Below are 15,948 nucleotides of genomic sequence, written 5' to 3'. Positions count from 1 at the left end.
CTCGGTCCGCCGCCCCGAGGTGCCGGGACCGCGCCGCTCTTGCCCCGACGGCCATCCGGGCCTAGCGTTGACTCAGTCAAGGAAAATGCTGGGAGCCCCCTCATGCCGATCCAGGAGATCCGCGCGTTCAACCGCTTCTACACCAACCTCATCGGCGCGCTCGACTACAGCAAGCACCTCTACACGCCGTACACCCTCACCGAGTCCCGCGTCCTCTACGAGCTCGCCCACAGCCCCCGGACCGACGCCGCCGACCTGCGCGCCGAGCTGTCCCTCGACGCCGGGTACCTGAGCCGGCTCCTCGCCAAGTTCGAGCGGGACGGGCTCGTGGCGCGCGCGCCGTCCGAGAGGGACCCGCGGCGGCAGAGCATCACCCTCACCCCCCAGGGCCGCGAAGCCGCCGCCCTGCTGGACGAGCGCTCGCGCGAGGCCGTGGGGACCCTCATCGGCGGGGTCACCGCGGAGGACCGTACCCGGCTGGTCGCGTCGATGCGGACCGTGCGCGAGATCCTCACGCCCGGCCGGCCCGCCCACCGCGAGGGCCCGGTACTGCGCGACCCGCGCCCCGGCGACCTCGGCTGGATCGTCCAGCGGCACGGCGCCCTGTACGCGGCGGAGTACGGGTGGAACGCCGACTTCGAGGGCCTCGTCGCCCGTATCGTCGCCGACTTCGCCCAGGACCACGATCCCCACCTGGAACGGGTGTGGATCGCCGAGCTGGACGGACGACCGGTGGGCTCGGTGATGTGCGTACGGGACGACGCCCCCGCCACCGCGCGGCTGCGGCTGCTCCTGGTGGAACCCGAGGCGCGCGGGCACGGTCTGGGCGACCGACTCGTGCGCTCGGTGGTGGATTTCGCCCGCGAAGTGGGGTACCGGGAACTGGTGCTGTGGACCAACGACGTACTGACCGGAGCCCGCCGGATCTACCAGCGGGCCGGGTTCACCCTCGTCGCCGAGAAACCGCACCGCTCGTACGGAGTGGATCTGGTCGGCCAGGACTGGCGGCTGCCCCTGCAGGAAGGAACGGTCAAGTGAAGTTCGCCTTCTCGACGCTCGGAGTGCCGGGCATGCCCATCCGGGACGTGGTCCAGCTGGCCGCCGACACCGGGTACCAGGGGGTGGAGCTGCGGGCCGACCGCGAGGAGCCGGTGCACCCGGGGCTCGGGGCCGCCGAACGGGCCGCCGTCGCCGACGAGTTCTCCCGGGCCGGTGTCGAGATCCTCGCGGTCTGCGGGTACACCGGCCTCGCGGCCCCCGGTGAGGACGCGGCCGTGATCCAGGAGGTCGAGGAGCTGCTGCGGCTCGCCAAGGACGTCGGCGCGCCGCATGTGCGCGTCTTCCCCGGCGGGGAGGGCCAGGACCCGGCGAAGGCGGAGGCCGTCGCCGCCCGCCGGCTCGGCGCGGCCGCCGAGACCGCGGCCGGGCTCGGCGTACGGATCCTGGTCGAGACCCACGACTCCCACCGGACCGGCGCCGGCGTCTCCCGCATCCTCGGACCGGTCGGCCATCGGTACGCGGGCGCGATCTGGGACGTGGTGCACCCCTGGCTGGAGGGCGAGGAGCCGGCGGTCGCCCATGCCGCGCTCTCCCCGTTCCTCGGCTACGTCCAGGTCAAGGACGTGGCCTCGGCCGACGACCTCGCCCCGCTGCCGCTCGGCACCGGTGTGCTGCCGCTCGCCGAGTGCCTGGCCCAGCTCACCGACGAGACGTGGCTGAGCTGGGAGTACGAGAAGCGCTGGCATCCGGAGGCAGCGGACCTGCCGGCACTGCTGGCGCCGGGACGGATGCATCTGGAGCAGCTGCTCGCGACAGCGAGGTGAGCGCGACACCACCGACGAGGAGCACCGCGGCGCCCCAGCGCAGCGGGCTCACCGACTCGTCCAGCAGCAGCGCGGCGGACGTCATGCCGAAGACGGGCACGAGCAGCGAGAAGGGCGCGACGGCGGAGGCGGGGTAGCGGCGCAGCAGGAACCCCCAGGCCCCGAAGCCGAACACGGTCGCGCCCCAGGCCACGTAGACGATGGTCCCGGCGCCGCTCCAGTCGAGGGACCGCAGGGCGTCCAGATCCGCCGAGGGCCCCTCAAAGAGCAGCGAGAGCGCGAGGAGCGGCAGTACGGGGACCACGGACACCCAGACCATGAAGTTCAGGGCGTCCGGCGGGGACGCCTTGCGGGTCAGCACATTGGACACACCCCAGCAGGCAGCAGCCGCGACGACGAGCACAAAGCCGAGCAGCGGCCCCGACGTCCCTTCGTCGACGGCGGCCAGGGCGATGCCGCCCAGCGCCACGGCCATGCCCAGGATCCGCGCCCTGCCCGGCCGCTCGGCGAGCACGACCGCGGCGAGGACGGCCGTGAACACCGCCTGGATCTGGAGCACGAGCGACGACAGCCCCGCCGGCATTCCCCGGTCCATGCCGATGAACAGCAGCCCGAACTTCGCGACCCCGAGGGCCAGTCCGACGCCGATCAGCCACTTCCAGGCGACCTTGGGGCGGCCCACGAAGAAGACGGCGGGCAGCGCGGCCACCAAGAAGCGCAGCGCGGAGAACAACAGCGGCGGGAAGTGCCCGAGGCCGAGTTCGATGACGACGAAGTTGACTCCCCAGACCGCGGCGACGGTCACGGCGAGTGCCATGTGTACGGGACGCATGGGTCGAGGATCACGGGCCCGGACCATGTAGCACCAGCGCGGGTTTCTTCATGGTGGAATTGAGCGTTGCTTACGAATGGGGGCGGTCGTGCTCGATCTGGGACGCCTGCGGGCACTGCACGCGGTCGCCGTGCACGGTTCGGTGGCCGCCGCGGCGACCGCGCTCGGGTACACCCCGTCCGCGGTGTCGCAGCAGATCACCAAGCTGGAGCGGGAGACGCGGACGACGCTGCTGGAGCGGCGGGGACGGGGGGTTGCGCTCACCGACGAGGCGAAGCACCTCGCGGGGACGGCCGAGGAACTGCTCGCGATCGTGGAACGCGCGGAGACGACGCTGGAGGAACGGCGCGGGCAGCCCACCGGCCGGCTCACGATCGCCGCGTTCCCGTCCGCCGCGCGCGGACTGATGCCGGGTGTCCTCGCCGAACTGGCCCGGCTGCATCCCACCCTCGACGCGCGCCTCACCGAGGTCGACCCGCATCTGTCCGTCGACCTCGTGGCCCGCGGGATGACCGACCTCGCGGTCGCCCACGACTGGGACATCGCCCCACTGCCCGCGCCGGACGGCGTCGAACAAGCACACCTCGGCGACGACCTGTGCGATCTGCTGGTGCCGGAGGGGCATCCGCTGGCGTCCCTGACCTCGGTACGCCGTGAGGACCTGGCCGGTCAACGCTGGATCTGCCAGCCGCCGGGCACGGTCTGCCACGACTGGCTGATACGGACGCTCCGGGCGACGGGGAACGAGCCGGACCTCGTCCACCAGGCGGAGGAGAACCACACCCAACTGGCGCTGGTGGCGGCGGGACTGGGGATCGCGGTGATGCCGCGGCTGGGGCGGGGAGCGCTGCCGGAGGGGGTACGGGAGGTGCCACTGACGCCGGTGCCGAGGCGGAGGCTGTACGCGCTGTGGCGGGAGGGAGCGGCGAGACGCCCCTCGATCGCGGCGACGGTGGCGGCGCTGCGGGGTGCGTGCGGCTGAGCCACGGGTGCGGGTTCTTGTGGTGCGGGTCCTTGTGTGCGGGTTCTTGTCCGGTGCGGGTGCTTGTGTGCGGGTGCTTGGTGCGGGTTCTTGTCCGGTGCGGGTTCTTGTGGTGCGGCCCTGTTGTGGTGTGGGTTCTTGTCCGGTGCGGGTTCTTGTGGTGCGGCTGCGCCGGGTTGGTGGTGGGTGCGGGGTTCGGGTTCTCCGGAGGGGGGTGTCCGGACTGCTTTCTCACCGCGCTTCGCGCGAGTTGCTGAAGCTTTGACGTCCGGACACCCCCCTCCTGCGCCCCCGCCCCGCTCCCGCCGTCCCCGCGACCCTCCGTCCGTCCGTGGACAGGGGTGCGCTGCGAGGGTGGGATGGGGCGAGGGGCGTACCGCCCTGGTGGAGTTCAGGGACGGGGACGCGCAGGGGTCGTGTCCGGGACGTCAAAGCGCCCGCAACTCGCGCGAAGCGCGGTGAGGACCGCAGTCCCGGACATGACCCCGGAACGGCACCGGGACAGCAACCGCACAACCGGCCGTCGCCACAACCACCTTGAGGCCGAGCCACAAGCACCCGCACCGAACAAGCGGCTGAGCCACATGGGCCCGAGCCACAAGCACCCGCACCGAACAAGCGGCCCAGCCGCAACGGCCCGAGCCGCAACGGCCCGAGCCGAACAAGTGGCCCAGCCACAACGAACCGAACACGCGGCTACGCCGCAAGGGTCAGACCTTCGGCCGCCCCGTCGACTCCCTCGCCATCAGCTCCGCTCCGATCGTCGCGATACCCCCCGGCGGCGCCGCCTCCCGCCCCATCGCCAGCCGCCCCGCCCGCGCCCCCGCCTCGTACAGCGGCAGTCGAACCGTCGTCAGCGCCGGCACCGCGTCCACCGAGAACGGCAGGTCGTCGAAGCCGGCGACCGAGATGTCCTCGGGGATGCGCAGGCCCTGGTCGCGCAGGGCCGCGCACGCGCCCAGTGCCACCGTGTCGTTCGCGGCGACGATCGCCGTCAGGGCCGGGTCGCGCCGCAGGAGTTCGAGGGTCGCGTCGTAGCCGGACTGCCGCGCGTACGGGCCGTGCACGGTGAGCCGGTCCTGGTCCTCGGTTATGCCCGCCGCGGCCAGCGCGGCCCGGTGGCCCTCCAGCCGGTGACGGGTGGTGGTGCGTTCCGTCGGCCCGGCGACGTATCCGATACGCCGGTGGCCGAGCGACAGCAGATGCTCCGTCAGCCGCCGTCCGCCGCCCCGGTTGTCGAAGGCGAGCGCGGCCACGATCGACTCGCTGCCCGGCAGGGGCGGCCGTCCGCAGAGCACGACCCGGGTCCCCGCGTCCGCGAGTTTCGCCAGCTTCGAGGACATGGCCGCGATGTGCGCGGGGTCCTCCAGCGCGCCGCCGGTGAGGACGACGGCCGCCGCCCGCTGCCGCTGGAGCAGGGTGAGGTAGGTGAGCTCGCGGTCCGGTGAGCCATTGGTGTTGCAGACGACGGCGAGTTTCTCGCCGCCTGCGCGCCCGGTGCCCTCCTGTCCGCCGATCTCCGTCTGTGCGGCGCCGGCCATGATCCCGAAGAAGGGGTCGGCGATGTCGTTGACGAGGATGCCGACGAGGTCGGAGGTGGCGGCGGCGAGTGAGCTGGCGGGCCCGTTCAGGACGTAGTCGAGTTCGTCGACGGCGCGCAGGACCCGCTCCCGCGTCGACGCCGCGACGGGGTAGTTGCCGTTGAGCACGCGCGACACGGTGGCCGGGGACACCCGAGCGCGCGCCGCGACGTCCGACAGGGTGACTGTCATCGCTTTCCTCCGCGGGAGATGGAACAGAGCCCTTGTCCGGGTCACTGTCGGCAGGCTAGCGTCATACCGCGTAGAAAGCGCTTGCTACAGCGGTATCGAGGCAACAAGGCCATAAAGAGGGAACCGTCCGGGGATCGAGGGACATGGAGGCATCTTCGTGACACGCAGGACAGTGCGGATCGCCATGAACGGCGTGACCGGACGGATGGGATACCGCCAGCATCTGGTGCGCTCCCTGCTCGCCATCCGCGAACAGGGCGGTCTCGATCTCGGGGACGGCGAGACGCTGTGGCCGGAGCCCGTTCTCGTCGGGCGCCGTGAGCACGCGCTGCGCGACATCGCCGAACGGCACGGACTGGAGCACTGGACGACCGACCTGGACGCCGTGCTGGCCGACGACAGCGTGGACATCTACTTCGACGCGCAGGTCACCTCCGCCCGCGTCCCCGCCATCAAGCAGGCCATCGCGGCGGGCAAGCACATCTACACCGAGAAGCCGACCGCGACCGACCTCGCCGCCGCCCTGGAGCTGGCCCGTCTCGCGGATGCCGCCGGCATCCGGCACGGCGTCGTCCAGGACAAGATCTTCCTGCCGGGGCTGCTGAAGCTGAAGCGCCTCGTGGAGGGCGGCTTCTTCGGCGAGATCCTGTCCGTACGCGGCGAGTTCGGCTACTGGGTCTTCGAGGGCGACTGGCAGGAGGCCCAGCGCCCCTCGTGGAACTACCGCTCCGAGGACGGCGGCGGCATCGCCGTCGACATGTTCCCGCACTGGGAGTACGTACTGCACGGCCTCTTCGGCCGGGTCACCAGCGTGAGCGCGCAGGTCGCCACGCACATCCCGCAGCGCTGGGACGAGCGCGGCAAGCCGTACGAGGCGACCGCGGACGACGCGGCGTACGCGATCTTCCAGCTGGAGGGCGGGGCCGTCGCCCAGATCAACTCCTCCTGGGCGGTGCGGGTCATGCGCGACGAACTCGTGGAGTTCCAGGTCGACGGCACCCACGGCTCGGCGGTCGCGGGGCTGCGCCGCTGCCGCGTCCAGCACCGCTCCGCCACCCCGAAGCCGGTGTGGAACCCCGACCTGCCGGCCACCGAACCCTTTCGCGACCAGTGGCAGGAGATCCCGGACAACACGGAGTTCGAGAACGGGTTCAAGGCGCAGTGGGAGCTCTTCCTGCGCCATGCGGCGCTCGGCGAGCCCTACCACTGGGATCTGCTCGCCGGCGCGCGCGGTGTGCAGCTCGCCGAGCTCGCTCTCAGGTCGTCGGCCGAGGGCCGTCGCTTCGAGATCCCGGAGCTGACCCTGTGATCCGACTCCCGGGCGCCGACGGCCGGTTGCGCGCGCACACTCCGCGGGCCGAACCCGCGGACTTCACCCTCCCGGGAGGAGCGGGTGGAGCCCCGCCCGCTTCCCGTACGGTCTTCTCCGCGGCGCACGTCGTGGCCGACCCGTACGCCGACACCGGCCCGGATTCACCCGCCGCCGTCGACTGGGACGCAACCCTCGCCTTCCGCCGCCATCTGTGGTCGCACGGCCTGGGCGTCGCCGAGGCCATGGACACCGCCCAGCGGGGGATGGGCCTGGACTGGGCGGGCGCGGCGGAGCTGATCCGGCGCTCGGCCGCCGAGGCGCGGGCGGTGGGCGGCCGGATCGCCTGCGGCGCGGGGACCGACCAGCTGACCGGCCCTGCGGACATCGCGGCGGTACGGGCGGCGTACGAGGAACAGCTCGCCCTCGTCGAGTCCACCGGCGCGGGCGCGATCCTGATGGCGTCCCGCGCGCTGTCCGCGGCGGCGGCCTCGGCGGACGACTACCTCAACCTCTACGGACACCTGCTGCGCCAGGCCTCCGAACCGGTGATCCTGCACTGGCTCGGGCCGATGTTCGACCCGGCGCTGGAGGGCTACTGGGGAAGCGCCGACCTCGAAACCGCCACGGACACCTTCCTGGAGGTCGTCGCAGCCCACCCCGACAAGGTGGACGGCATCAAGGTGTCGCTGCTGGACGCACGCCGGGAGGTGGAGCTGCGCCGTCGCCTTCCGCCGGGTGTGCGCTGCTACACGGGCGACGACTTCCACTACCCGGAGCTGATCGCCGGAGACGAACGCGGCTTCAGCCACGCGCTGCTCGGCATCTTCGACCCGCTGGGACCGCTGGCGGCGGAGGCGGTACGGGTGCTGGACACCGGGGACACGGAGGGCTTCCGCAAGCTCCTCGACCCGACGGTCGACCTCTCCCGCCATCTCTTCCAGGCACCCACGCGCTTCTACAAGACCGGTGTGGTGTTCCTGGCGTGGCTCGCCGGGCACCAGTCGCACTTCACGATGGTCGGCGGCCTCCAGTCGGCGCGCTCGCTGCCCCATCTCGCGCGGGCGTACGAACTGGCCGACGGGCTCGGCCTGTTCCCCGACCCGGTCCTGGCCGAGGGGCGCATGCGGTCCCTGCTCGATGTGTACGGAGTCAGCGCATGACCGGTCCGCGCCGCTTCAGCATCAACCAGATGACCGTGAAGCAGCTGTCCCTGCCCGAACTGACCAAGTCCTGCCTGCGGCTGGGCGTTTCCGGGGTCGGCCTGTGGCGCGAGCCCGTCCGGTCGTACGGCGTCGCGGCGACGGCCGCGCTCGTCCGCGACGCCGGTCTCGCGGTCACCAGCCTGTGCCGCGGCGGCTTCTTCACCGCGATCGACCCCGCCGAGCGGGCACGTGCGCTCGACGACAACCGCGTGGCGATCGACGAGGCCGCGGCCCTGGGCACGGACACCCTGGTCCTCGTCTCCGGCGGACTGCCGCCGGGCAGCAGCGACTTGGCCGGCGCCCGCGAGCGGATCGCGGATGCGCTGTCGGTCCTCGCACCGTACGCGGGGGAGCGGGGCGTACGGCTGGCGATCGAACCGCTGCACCCGATGTACGCGGCGGACCGCTGTGTCGTCTCCACCCTGACCCAGGCCCTCGCGCTCGCCGGGCGGTTCCCGTCGTCGCAGGTGGGCGTGGTGGTGGACACGTACCACATCTGGTGGGACGACACGGCCCCGGACGCGGTCGTGCGGGCGGGCGCGGAAGGCCGCATCCATGCCTTTCAACTCGCCGACTGGACCACACCGTTGCCCGCCGGCGTGCTCAACGGCCGGGGCCAGATCGGCGACGGGTCGATCGACATGCGCGCATGGCGCAGCCGGGTGGACGCGGCGGGCTACAGCGGCCCGATCGAGGTCGAGCTGTTCAACGAGGAGCTGTGGGCGCGGGACGGTGAGGAGGTGCTGGCGGAGACAGCTCGCCGCTTCACCGAGCACGTGCTCTGACCGCCTCCCGGGAAAGCCGCCGAGAAACTTCGGCTGCCATGACATAGACGCCAGGGCCGGACGCCGTCTGACAGATGTAGGCGTATCCGGATCGTGTTCGATCACCTGGAGGAAGCATGAGCAGAAGGCGGCTTGCCATCGTGGGAGCGGTGGCGCTGGTTCTGGCGGCCGGCGGCGGGACGGCCATCGCGGTCGACCGGGCGGCCCCGCCCGCCGCCCCGGTGACCGCACAGAACGGGCCGGCACCGGCCGCCGCTGCGGCGCAGCCCCGGGCGAAGTCCCCGTCCGCGACCGGGCCGCGCGTCGTACGTCCGTACCAGCCCGTCGACATCGGCCGCGGCGCGAAGATGGGGCTGCTGCCCGAGGGCCGGCAGAACTACGTGGTCAGCTACGACGACTTCGCGGCCGATGTCGAGGAGGCCAAGAAGTACCCCGGCAGCAGCATCCGCCCCAACAGCCTCAGCGGCGGCATCGGCACCGAGGGCGACGACATCCTCTTCACCGGCGCCTACCGTACGGACACGGTGCCCGCGCGCACGACCGTGCGCATCGGCAAGGGCCCGGAGACCGAGGCGGCGATGCTGCGGCTGCCGGGCAGGCCCGGCTGGGGCACGTACTACCTCGACCGGCCCGGAGCCGGACCGTGGCGGGAGCCCGTCACGGTCACCGCGTACGACGGCGGCGGCGCGGTGCTGGCGACCCTGACCTTCGCTCCCCGGTAGGACCGGTGCCGCGCCGCCGGGCCCGTACAGGGGTCGGGCACGCCGGCGCGGCCCCCCGACGGCGAACAGCGGCCCCGACAGAGGACCCTGATTGAAGACGAGCGCGGAGGCGGACTTCCGGGCATTCGTGGTCAGCCGCTGGCCACGGATGCTCCGGACGGCCCGGCTCCTGACCGGACATCACCACGACGCGGAGGACCTGGTGCAGGCAGCCCTGGCCAAGGCGTATGTGAAGTGGGAGCGCATCCAGCGCACCGACGACCCCGACGCCTACGTCTGGCGCATCATGATCAATGCCAATGTGGACCGGCTCCGGCGTACGCGGGCACGTGAGTGGCTCACCACCCGCTTCCCGGAGACCGTGGCCCCGGACCGCACCGAGGGCATCGCCGACCGGAGCGCGCTCGTCCAGGCGCTCGACCGGCTGCCGCCCCGGCAGCGTGCCGTGATCGTGCTGCGGTATCTGGAGGACCGCACCGAGTCGGAGGTGGCCCGGCTGCTCGGCACCCGCATCGGCACGGTCCGCAGCCACGGCGCGCGTGCCCTGCGCCGCCTCCGCGGCGAGCCGGGGGTGGCTCGTGAGCCCGCTGGGGCGTCCGCGAACGGCAGGGCGGCCCGTGGGACACCGAGGGAGCCGCGTCCGTGAACGACGATCTGCGCCTCGGCGACGCCCTGCGACGCGAGGCGGACGCCCACGCCGTGGGGCCCGCCCCGGTCGACGCGGTACTGCGCCGGGGCCGCGCGGCCCGCACACGGCGACGGGCGGCCGTGGCGGGTGCGGCGACGGTCACGGCGGCACTCGCCGTGCTGGCGTACGCGGGGGTGGACGGCACCCACGTGTCGCCCTCCCCCGCACCGCCGGCCACCGCCCCCGCCCCGTCGGCATCCACCGGCCGGCCGGGCGTGCGGACTCTCCAGCCGTACGAAGTGGCCGGTATCGGCCACGGCCAGAAGATGGTGCTGCTGCCCGAGGGCGAACAGAACTATGTCGTTCAGGACGGCGACATCCAGCAGGCGGTAGCGGCCGCCCGGCAGTTGCCGGGCGACAACATCCGGCCCGACAGCGTGAGCGGTGGCCTGTCGAGCGGCGAGGGCCTCGTCCACGGCGCCTTCCGCACGGACAGCCCGCCGGCCCGCATCGTGATCCGGGTGGCCGACAAGGAGTACGAGGCGGGCGTCCTGAGCCTGCGCGGAGAGCCCGACTGGGGTACGTACTACGCCTTTCCGGGCCCCGAGGTGATGCAGAAGGGCTACACGGTGACGGTCTACGCGGCCGACGGCAGCGTCCTGGTCCAGGACCGGTTCAACGCCACCTGAGCCGGGCGGGAGTGCGGGAGCGGCCCGCGGATGCGGCCGCCGACTGGATCCGGGAGTTCCGGAAAAATTACCGGCCGCAGTCGTACAACCCTTTACCAGTCACGTCGGTCATACCTGTCATCAAGGCTCCCGGGGGGGGATCTGGGGGGATCCGGGGAGTCCTTGAGGGAGGGGAAATGGAGGGGCCCGGCCTTACGGCCGGGCCCCCTCGATGTTGAGGAGACGGCGCGAGGCTCGCGAGGCCTTCCGAGTGCCGGCCGCAGGAAGGTCCGCGGCCGGCAGATGCCCATCGGCTAACGAGTGGTGAACAGGTGGTCGAGCGGCGCTGCGGCAGAGGCGACCTCGTCCTGTGTGAAGCCGGTCCTGAACCGCAGTTCCTTCTCACCCAAGGTGGCGACCGCCACGTCGATCAACTGCCTCCACAGCCGTCCCGTGGCCTGGGGAAAATCACTTGATGAAGCGGTGCCGTCCGTTTGTGCCGCGGGCGGACCCGAGATACGCAGTGTCCGGCTCTCCGCGGTGCTCGGCGAGACAAAGCAGACCTCGACCGGGCCGGCGGGGAGAGACTGCCGGATGCGACGAGCCAACTCGAGGATATCAGCGGGCGGTTGCGCCGGAATCCCGGCGGCGACCACCACGTCGTGGGGGATGCTGTGAAACTCCTTCGTCACCTGGAAGACGGTCGAGAACTGCTCGGCGGTCATGGTCGCGTCGTGGGTGCTCTGCATTTCCTGGCGCCTTCTCCGTACTACTGCAACTCATCGAAGTACGTCTTCCCCTCTTTGGGGGTGATGACGGTTCCGCCCTTGTCATCCTCGAGGTTCAGCCCCAGTGGGTCCACCCACGTCAGCGGATTGTGAACATAGGTGCCGGCGTTCGGTGCCGGGCCCAGACCGAGCGGGTCGACGCTCAGATATCGACAGGTCTCGGGGTCGTAATGAACCGAGCCTGGTGAAACCGGCCGCGTCGACCGGGCGTCCGAGCGTGTCGCGAGGCGCGTTGCTGTCGCGGTATGTCATCCCCGTTGTTCGTCACATACCGCACGCTGTCACGCACCCGTTTTCGCGAGCAACGATGGACGACGGCCGCGAACCTCGCATGTGTCCACAGGCCCCCCGCGTTGTCCGACCCCGGCGGTAGCGTCGGATCATGTCCAATCCAGCAGTGGTCGAAGGGGTCCTCGAGCGGATCACCTACGCCAACGAGGAGAACGGGTACACGGTCGCCCGCGTCGACACCGGACGCGGCGCCGATCTCCTCACGGTCGTCGGCTCGCTGCTCGGCGCGCAGCCGGGCGAGTCCCTGCGCATGGAGGGCCGCTGGGGCTCCCATCCGCAGTACGGCAAGCAGTTCACCGTGGAGAACTACACCACCGTCCTCCCGGCCACCGTCCAGGGCATACGCCGTTATCTCGGCTCCGGTCTGATCAAGGGCATCGGCCCGAGGATCGCCGAGCGCATCGTCGACCACTTCGGCGTCGAGACCCTCGACATCATCGAGAGGGAGCCGAAGAAACTCATCGAGGTCCCCGGACTCGGCCCGAAGCGGACCACGTTGATCGGCGCCGCTTGGGAGGAACAGAAGGCCATCAAGGAGGTCATGATCTTCCTCCAGGGTGTCGGCGTCTCCACCTCCATCGCCGTGCGCATCTACAAGAAGTACGGGGACGCCTCGATCTCGGTCGTGAAGAACCAGCCCTACCGCCTCGCGGCCGACGTGTGGGGCATCGGCTTCCTCACCGCCGACAAGATCGCCCAGGCCGTCGGCATACCCCACGACAGTCCGGAGCGGGTCAAGGCCGGCCTCCAGTACGCCCTGTCCCAGTCGACCGACCAGGGTCACTGCTTCCTGCCCGAGGAGCAGTTGATCGCGGACGCCGTGAAGCTCCTCCAGGTGGACACCGGCCTGGTCATCGAGTGCCTCGCCGAGCTCGCGGCCGACGAGGAGGGAGTCGTGCGGGAAAGCGTGCCCGGGGCGGACGGGGGCGAGGCGGTGACCGCCGTCTATCTGGTGCCCTTCCACCGTGCCGAGATCTCCCTGGCCGCCCAGGTGAACCGGCTGCTGCGCACCGACGAGGACCGGATGCCGGGCTTCCGGGACGTCGTGTGGGACAAAGCGCTCGCCTGGCTCGCCGACCGCACCGGCGCCGCGCTGGCCCCCGAGCAGGAGGCCGCGGTGCGACTCGCGCTCACCAGCAAGGTCGCTGTGCTCACCGGTGGCCCCGGCTGCGGAAAGTCCTTCACCGTGCGGTCGGTGGTGGAGCTGGCCCGCGCCAAGAAGGCGAAGGTGGTGCTGGCCGCCCCCACCGGCCGCGCGGCCAAGCGGCTCTCGGAGCTGACCGGGGCGGAGGCGTCCACCGTCCACCGGCTGCTGGAACTCAGACCGGGCGGCGACGCGGCATACGACCGGGACCGCCCGCTCGCCGCCGATCTGGTCGTCGTGGACGAGGCGTCCATGCTCGATCTGCTGCTGGCCAACAAGCTGGTCAAGGCCGTCGCACCGGGGGCGCACCTGCTGCTCGTCGGGGACGTCGACCAGTTGCCGAGCGTGGGCGCGGGCGAGGTGCTGCGGGATCTGCTCGCGGACGGCGGCCCGGTGCCCCATGTCCGCCTCACCCGGATCTTCCGCCAGGCCCAGCAGTCCGGTGTGGTGACCAACGCCCACCGCATCAACTCCGGTCTTCCGCCGATCACTTCGGGACTCTCCGACTTCTTCCTCTTCGTCGAGGACGAGACGGAGGACGCGGGAAGGGTCACCGTGGACGTGGCGGCCCGTCGGATTCCGGCCAAGTTCGGGCTCGACCCGCGGCGGGATGTGCAGGTTCTGGCGCCCATGCACCGCGGCCCGGCGGGTGCGGGCACCCTCAACGGTCTGCTGCAACAGGCCATTACGCCCGCCCGGCCGGATCTCCCCGAGAAGCGTTTCGGCGGACGGGTCTTCCGGGTCGGCGACAAGGTCACCCAGATTCGGAACAATTACGAGAAGGGAAAGAACGGCGTCTTCAACGGCACGGTCGGCGTGGTCACCTCGCTCCAGCCGGATGATCAGCGGCTGACGGTGCTGACGGACGAGGACGAGGAGGTTGGGTACGACTTCGACGAGCTGGACGAGCTGGCCCACGCGTACGCCGTGACCATCCACCGCTCCCAGGGCAGCGAATACCCGGCGGTGGTGATCCCGGTCACCACCGGAGCATGGATGATGCTTCAGCGGAACCTCCTCTACACGGCGGTCACCCGGGCCAAGAAGCTCGTCGTGCTCGTCGGCTCCCGCAAGGCGATAGGACAGGCGGTGCGCACCGTTTCCGCAGGCAGACGCTTCACCGCGCTCGACCACCGGCTGACCGGCGGCTGAGCCGTCCGGGCATCGGCCGGCCGGGGGAGCCTCCGGCCCCGCGGGGTGGGAAATGCCACCCCGGCTTCCGGAACCAGGGCGAAGGGGGCAAGATGAGCAGGTTGGCGGCACTGAGTGCCGCCGATAGGCCCATTGGTCGACCCCGAGTGCACTCTCCTGAGCCAAATGGGGGATGGTAGAGACAGTCAGGGCACCTCGAAGAAGAGGCACTACGTCGGTGAGGGATGACGTGAGCGACAACGCTAATAGCGCAGTAGTACTGCGGTACGCGGACGGTGAATACACCTACCCGGTGGTCGACAGCACCGTCGGTGACAAGGGCTTCGACATCGGGAAGCTCCGAGCCCAGACCGGTCTGGTGACCCTGGACAGTGGCTACGGCAACACCGCCGCCTATAAATCCGCGATCACCTATCTCGACGGTGAGCAGGGGATTCTGCGGTACCGCGGTTACCCCATCGAGCAGCTGGCCGAGCGCTCCACCTTCCTCGAGGTGGCGTACCTGCTGATCAACGGTGAGCTGCCGACGGTCGACGAGCTGTCCGCCTTCAAGGGCGAGATCACCCAGCACACGCTGCTGCACGAGGACGTCAAGCGGTTCTTCGACGGCTTCCCGCGTGACGCCCACCCGATGGCGATGCTGTCCTCCGTGGTCAGTGCGCTGTCGACGTTCTACCAGGACAGCCACAACCCGTTCGACGAGAAGCAGCGTCACCTCTCGACGATCCGGCTGCTCGCCAAGCTTCCGACGATCGCGGCATACGCCTACAAGAAGTCGATCGGGCACCCCTTCGTCTACCCGCGCAACGACCTCGGGTACGTGGAGAACTTCCTGCGGATGACCTTCTCGGTCCCGGCCCAGGAGTACGACCTGGACCCGGTCGTGGTCTCGGCGCTCGACAAGCTGCTGATCCTGCACGCGGACCACGAGCAGAACTGTTCGACGTCCACCGTGCGTCTGGTCGGCTCCTCGCAGGCGAACATGTTCGCCTCGATCTCCGCCGGCATCAGCGCCCTGTGGGGCCCGCTGCACGGCGGCGCCAACCAGTCGGTGCTGGAGATGCTCGAGGGCATCAAGGCCAACGGCGGCGACGTCGACTCCTTCATCCGCAAGGTGAAGAACAAGGAGGACGGCGTCCGCCTGATGGGCTTCGGCCACCGCGTCTACAAGAGCTTCGACCCCCGGGCGAAGATCATCAAGGCGGCGGCGCACGACGTCCTCTCGGCCCTCGGCAAGTCCGACGAGCTGCTGGACATCGCGCTGAAGCTCGAGGAGCACGCGCTCTCCGACGACTACTTCGTCTCGCGCAACCTCTACCCGAACGTGGACTTCTACACGGGTCTCATCTACCGGGCCATGGGCTTCCCGACCGAGATGTTCACCGTGCTCTTCGCGATCGGCCGGCTGCCCGGCTGGATCGCCCAGTGGCACGAGATGATCAAGGAGCCGGGTTCCCGCATCGGCCGCCCGCGCCAGATCTACACCGGCGAGGTCCTGCGTGACTTCGTCCCGGTCGAGGCTCGCTGAAGCGACCGTCCCGACCAGGGGACCGGTCACTCCTGAGAAGGTGATCCGGCCGGCCCCGCCGAGGCTGCGTACGTAACGGAAAGCGCCCCGCTGCCGATCCCCCCACGGGTCGGCGGGCGGGGCGCTTCCCATATCCCCGGAGCGGATTCCCCCCACGGGATCCGGCCGGGCGTCTCTGCCGGGTGGGCAGAAGTTCCTCGCGGTCTGCCGGGGTACGCACGCACGGGAGGGCCGCTCAAAGCTCCCCGGGCACGTGCCCCGGCCAACGCTTGCCTGAGACGTCCCCCAAGACATCCCATGAACGTCCCCCAAGACGTTC

Annotated in this window: 13 protein-coding genes and 2 pseudogenes; 11 read left to right on the top strand and 4 right to left on the bottom strand. The window is 70.9% G+C overall.

What is annotated here, in order from left to right:
* The first annotated feature begins 102 nt into the window (after positions 1 to 102).
* Together OHA05_RS12565 and OHA05_RS12560 are read left to right on the top strand one after the other, a co-directional pair.
* Positions 103 to 1,038 (top strand): bifunctional helix-turn-helix transcriptional regulator/GNAT family N-acetyltransferase, encoded by a 936-nt coding sequence (locus OHA05_RS12565; protein ID WP_328860620.1) that lies wholly within the window; start codon positions 103 to 105, stop codon positions 1,036 to 1,038.
* Positions 1,035 to 1,808, top strand: a pseudogene (locus OHA05_RS12560) (sugar phosphate isomerase/epimerase family protein); the annotation flags it as partial. The gene OHA05_RS12565 and the pseudogene OHA05_RS12560, both read left to right, overlap by 4 nt.
* On the opposite strand, the gene OHA05_RS12555 reads toward OHA05_RS12560, so the two are convergent.
* Positions 1,699 to 2,655: an EamA family transporter gene (locus tag OHA05_RS12555; RefSeq protein WP_313946227.1), complete on the bottom strand. Its 957-nt coding sequence runs from the start codon at positions 2,653 to 2,655 to the stop codon at positions 1,699 to 1,701. The pseudogene OHA05_RS12560 and the gene OHA05_RS12555 sit on opposite strands and share 110 nt — an antisense overlap.
* Before the next feature lie 88 nt (positions 2,656 to 2,743).
* Here OHA05_RS12555 and OHA05_RS12550 point away from each other — a divergent pair, with 88 nt between their 5' ends.
* Positions 2,744 to 3,637, top strand: a complete 894-nt coding sequence (locus tag OHA05_RS12550) for a LysR family transcriptional regulator (RefSeq protein WP_328860619.1) — start codon at positions 2,744 to 2,746, stop codon at positions 3,635 to 3,637.
* A gap of 710 nt (positions 3,638 to 4,347) precedes the next feature.
* Here the strand turns inward: OHA05_RS12550 and OHA05_RS12545 are convergent.
* Positions 4,348 to 5,409 carry a LacI family DNA-binding transcriptional regulator gene (locus tag OHA05_RS12545; RefSeq protein WP_313946229.1) on the bottom strand — a complete coding sequence of 354 codons (1,062 nt, stop codon included), beginning with the start codon at positions 5,407 to 5,409 and terminating at the stop codon, positions 4,348 to 4,350.
* A gap of 157 nt (positions 5,410 to 5,566) precedes the next feature.
* Here OHA05_RS12545 and OHA05_RS12540 point away from each other — a divergent pair, with 157 nt between their 5' ends.
* From OHA05_RS12540 to OHA05_RS12515, 6 genes are all read left to right on the top strand, one after another.
* The gene (locus OHA05_RS12540; protein ID WP_328860618.1) at positions 5,567 to 6,718 is read left to right on the top strand and encodes a Gfo/Idh/MocA family protein; all 1,152 of its coding nucleotides are present in this window, start codon (positions 5,567 to 5,569) and stop codon (positions 6,716 to 6,718) included.
* A complete protein-coding gene (locus tag OHA05_RS12535) occupies positions 6,715 to 7,881 on the top strand; it encodes a dihydrodipicolinate synthase family protein (RefSeq protein WP_328860617.1) in 1,167 nt (388 codons plus the stop codon). The genes OHA05_RS12540 and OHA05_RS12535 overlap by 4 nt, the downstream gene beginning before the upstream one ends.
* On the top strand, positions 7,878 to 8,708 hold the full coding sequence (locus OHA05_RS12530; RefSeq protein WP_328860616.1) for a sugar phosphate isomerase/epimerase family protein: 831 nt from the start codon (positions 7,878 to 7,880) through the stop codon (positions 8,706 to 8,708). The genes OHA05_RS12535 and OHA05_RS12530 overlap by 4 nt, the downstream gene beginning before the upstream one ends.
* 116 nt (positions 8,709 to 8,824) lie before the next feature.
* Positions 8,825 to 9,430 carry a hypothetical protein gene (locus OHA05_RS12525; RefSeq protein WP_313946233.1) on the top strand — a complete coding sequence of 202 codons (606 nt, stop codon included), beginning with the start codon at positions 8,825 to 8,827 and terminating at the stop codon, positions 9,428 to 9,430.
* 91 nt (positions 9,431 to 9,521) lie between these two features.
* A complete protein-coding gene (locus OHA05_RS12520) occupies positions 9,522 to 10,076 on the top strand; it encodes a SigE family RNA polymerase sigma factor (protein WP_328860615.1) in 555 nt (184 codons plus the stop codon).
* The gene (locus OHA05_RS12515; RefSeq protein WP_328860614.1) at positions 10,073 to 10,747 is read left to right on the top strand and encodes a hypothetical protein; all 675 of its coding nucleotides are present in this window, start codon (positions 10,073 to 10,075) and stop codon (positions 10,745 to 10,747) included. Before OHA05_RS12520 ends, OHA05_RS12515 begins: the two co-directional genes overlap by 4 nt.
* 293 nt (positions 10,748 to 11,040) lie before the next feature.
* On the opposite strand, the gene OHA05_RS12510 is transcribed toward OHA05_RS12515, so the two are convergent.
* Together OHA05_RS12510 and OHA05_RS38235 are read right to left on the bottom strand one after the other, a co-directional pair.
* Positions 11,041 to 11,475 (bottom strand): hypothetical protein, encoded by a 435-nt coding sequence (locus OHA05_RS12510; protein WP_328860613.1) that lies wholly within the window; start codon positions 11,473 to 11,475, stop codon positions 11,041 to 11,043.
* 20 nt (positions 11,476 to 11,495) lie between these two features.
* Positions 11,496 to 11,675 (bottom strand): annotated as a pseudogene (locus tag OHA05_RS38235) (hypothetical protein); the annotation flags it as partial.
* Positions 11,676 to 11,896: 221 nt separating this feature from the next.
* Here OHA05_RS38235 and recD2 point away from each other — a divergent pair.
* Both recD2 and OHA05_RS12500 read left to right on the top strand, forming a co-directional pair.
* A complete protein-coding gene (recD2, locus tag OHA05_RS12505) occupies positions 11,897 to 14,101 on the top strand; it encodes an SF1B family DNA helicase RecD2 (protein ID WP_328860612.1) in 2,205 nt (734 codons plus the stop codon).
* Positions 14,102 to 14,318: 217 nt separating this feature from the next.
* Entirely contained in the window at positions 14,319 to 15,629 is a 1,311-nt protein-coding gene (locus OHA05_RS12500) for a citrate synthase (RefSeq protein ID WP_383245874.1), read from the top strand.
* Positions 15,630 to 15,948: the final 319 nt, after the last annotated feature.

The sequence above is a fragment of the Streptomyces sp. NBC_00306 genome (genome assembly GCF_036169555.1).
GTDB classification, from domain to species: domain Bacteria; phylum Actinomycetota; class Actinomycetes; order Streptomycetales; family Streptomycetaceae; genus Streptomyces; species Streptomyces achmelvichensis.
The sequence above is the reverse complement of the archived record's forward strand: the minus strand, read 5'-3'. Positions and strand labels throughout refer to the sequence as shown.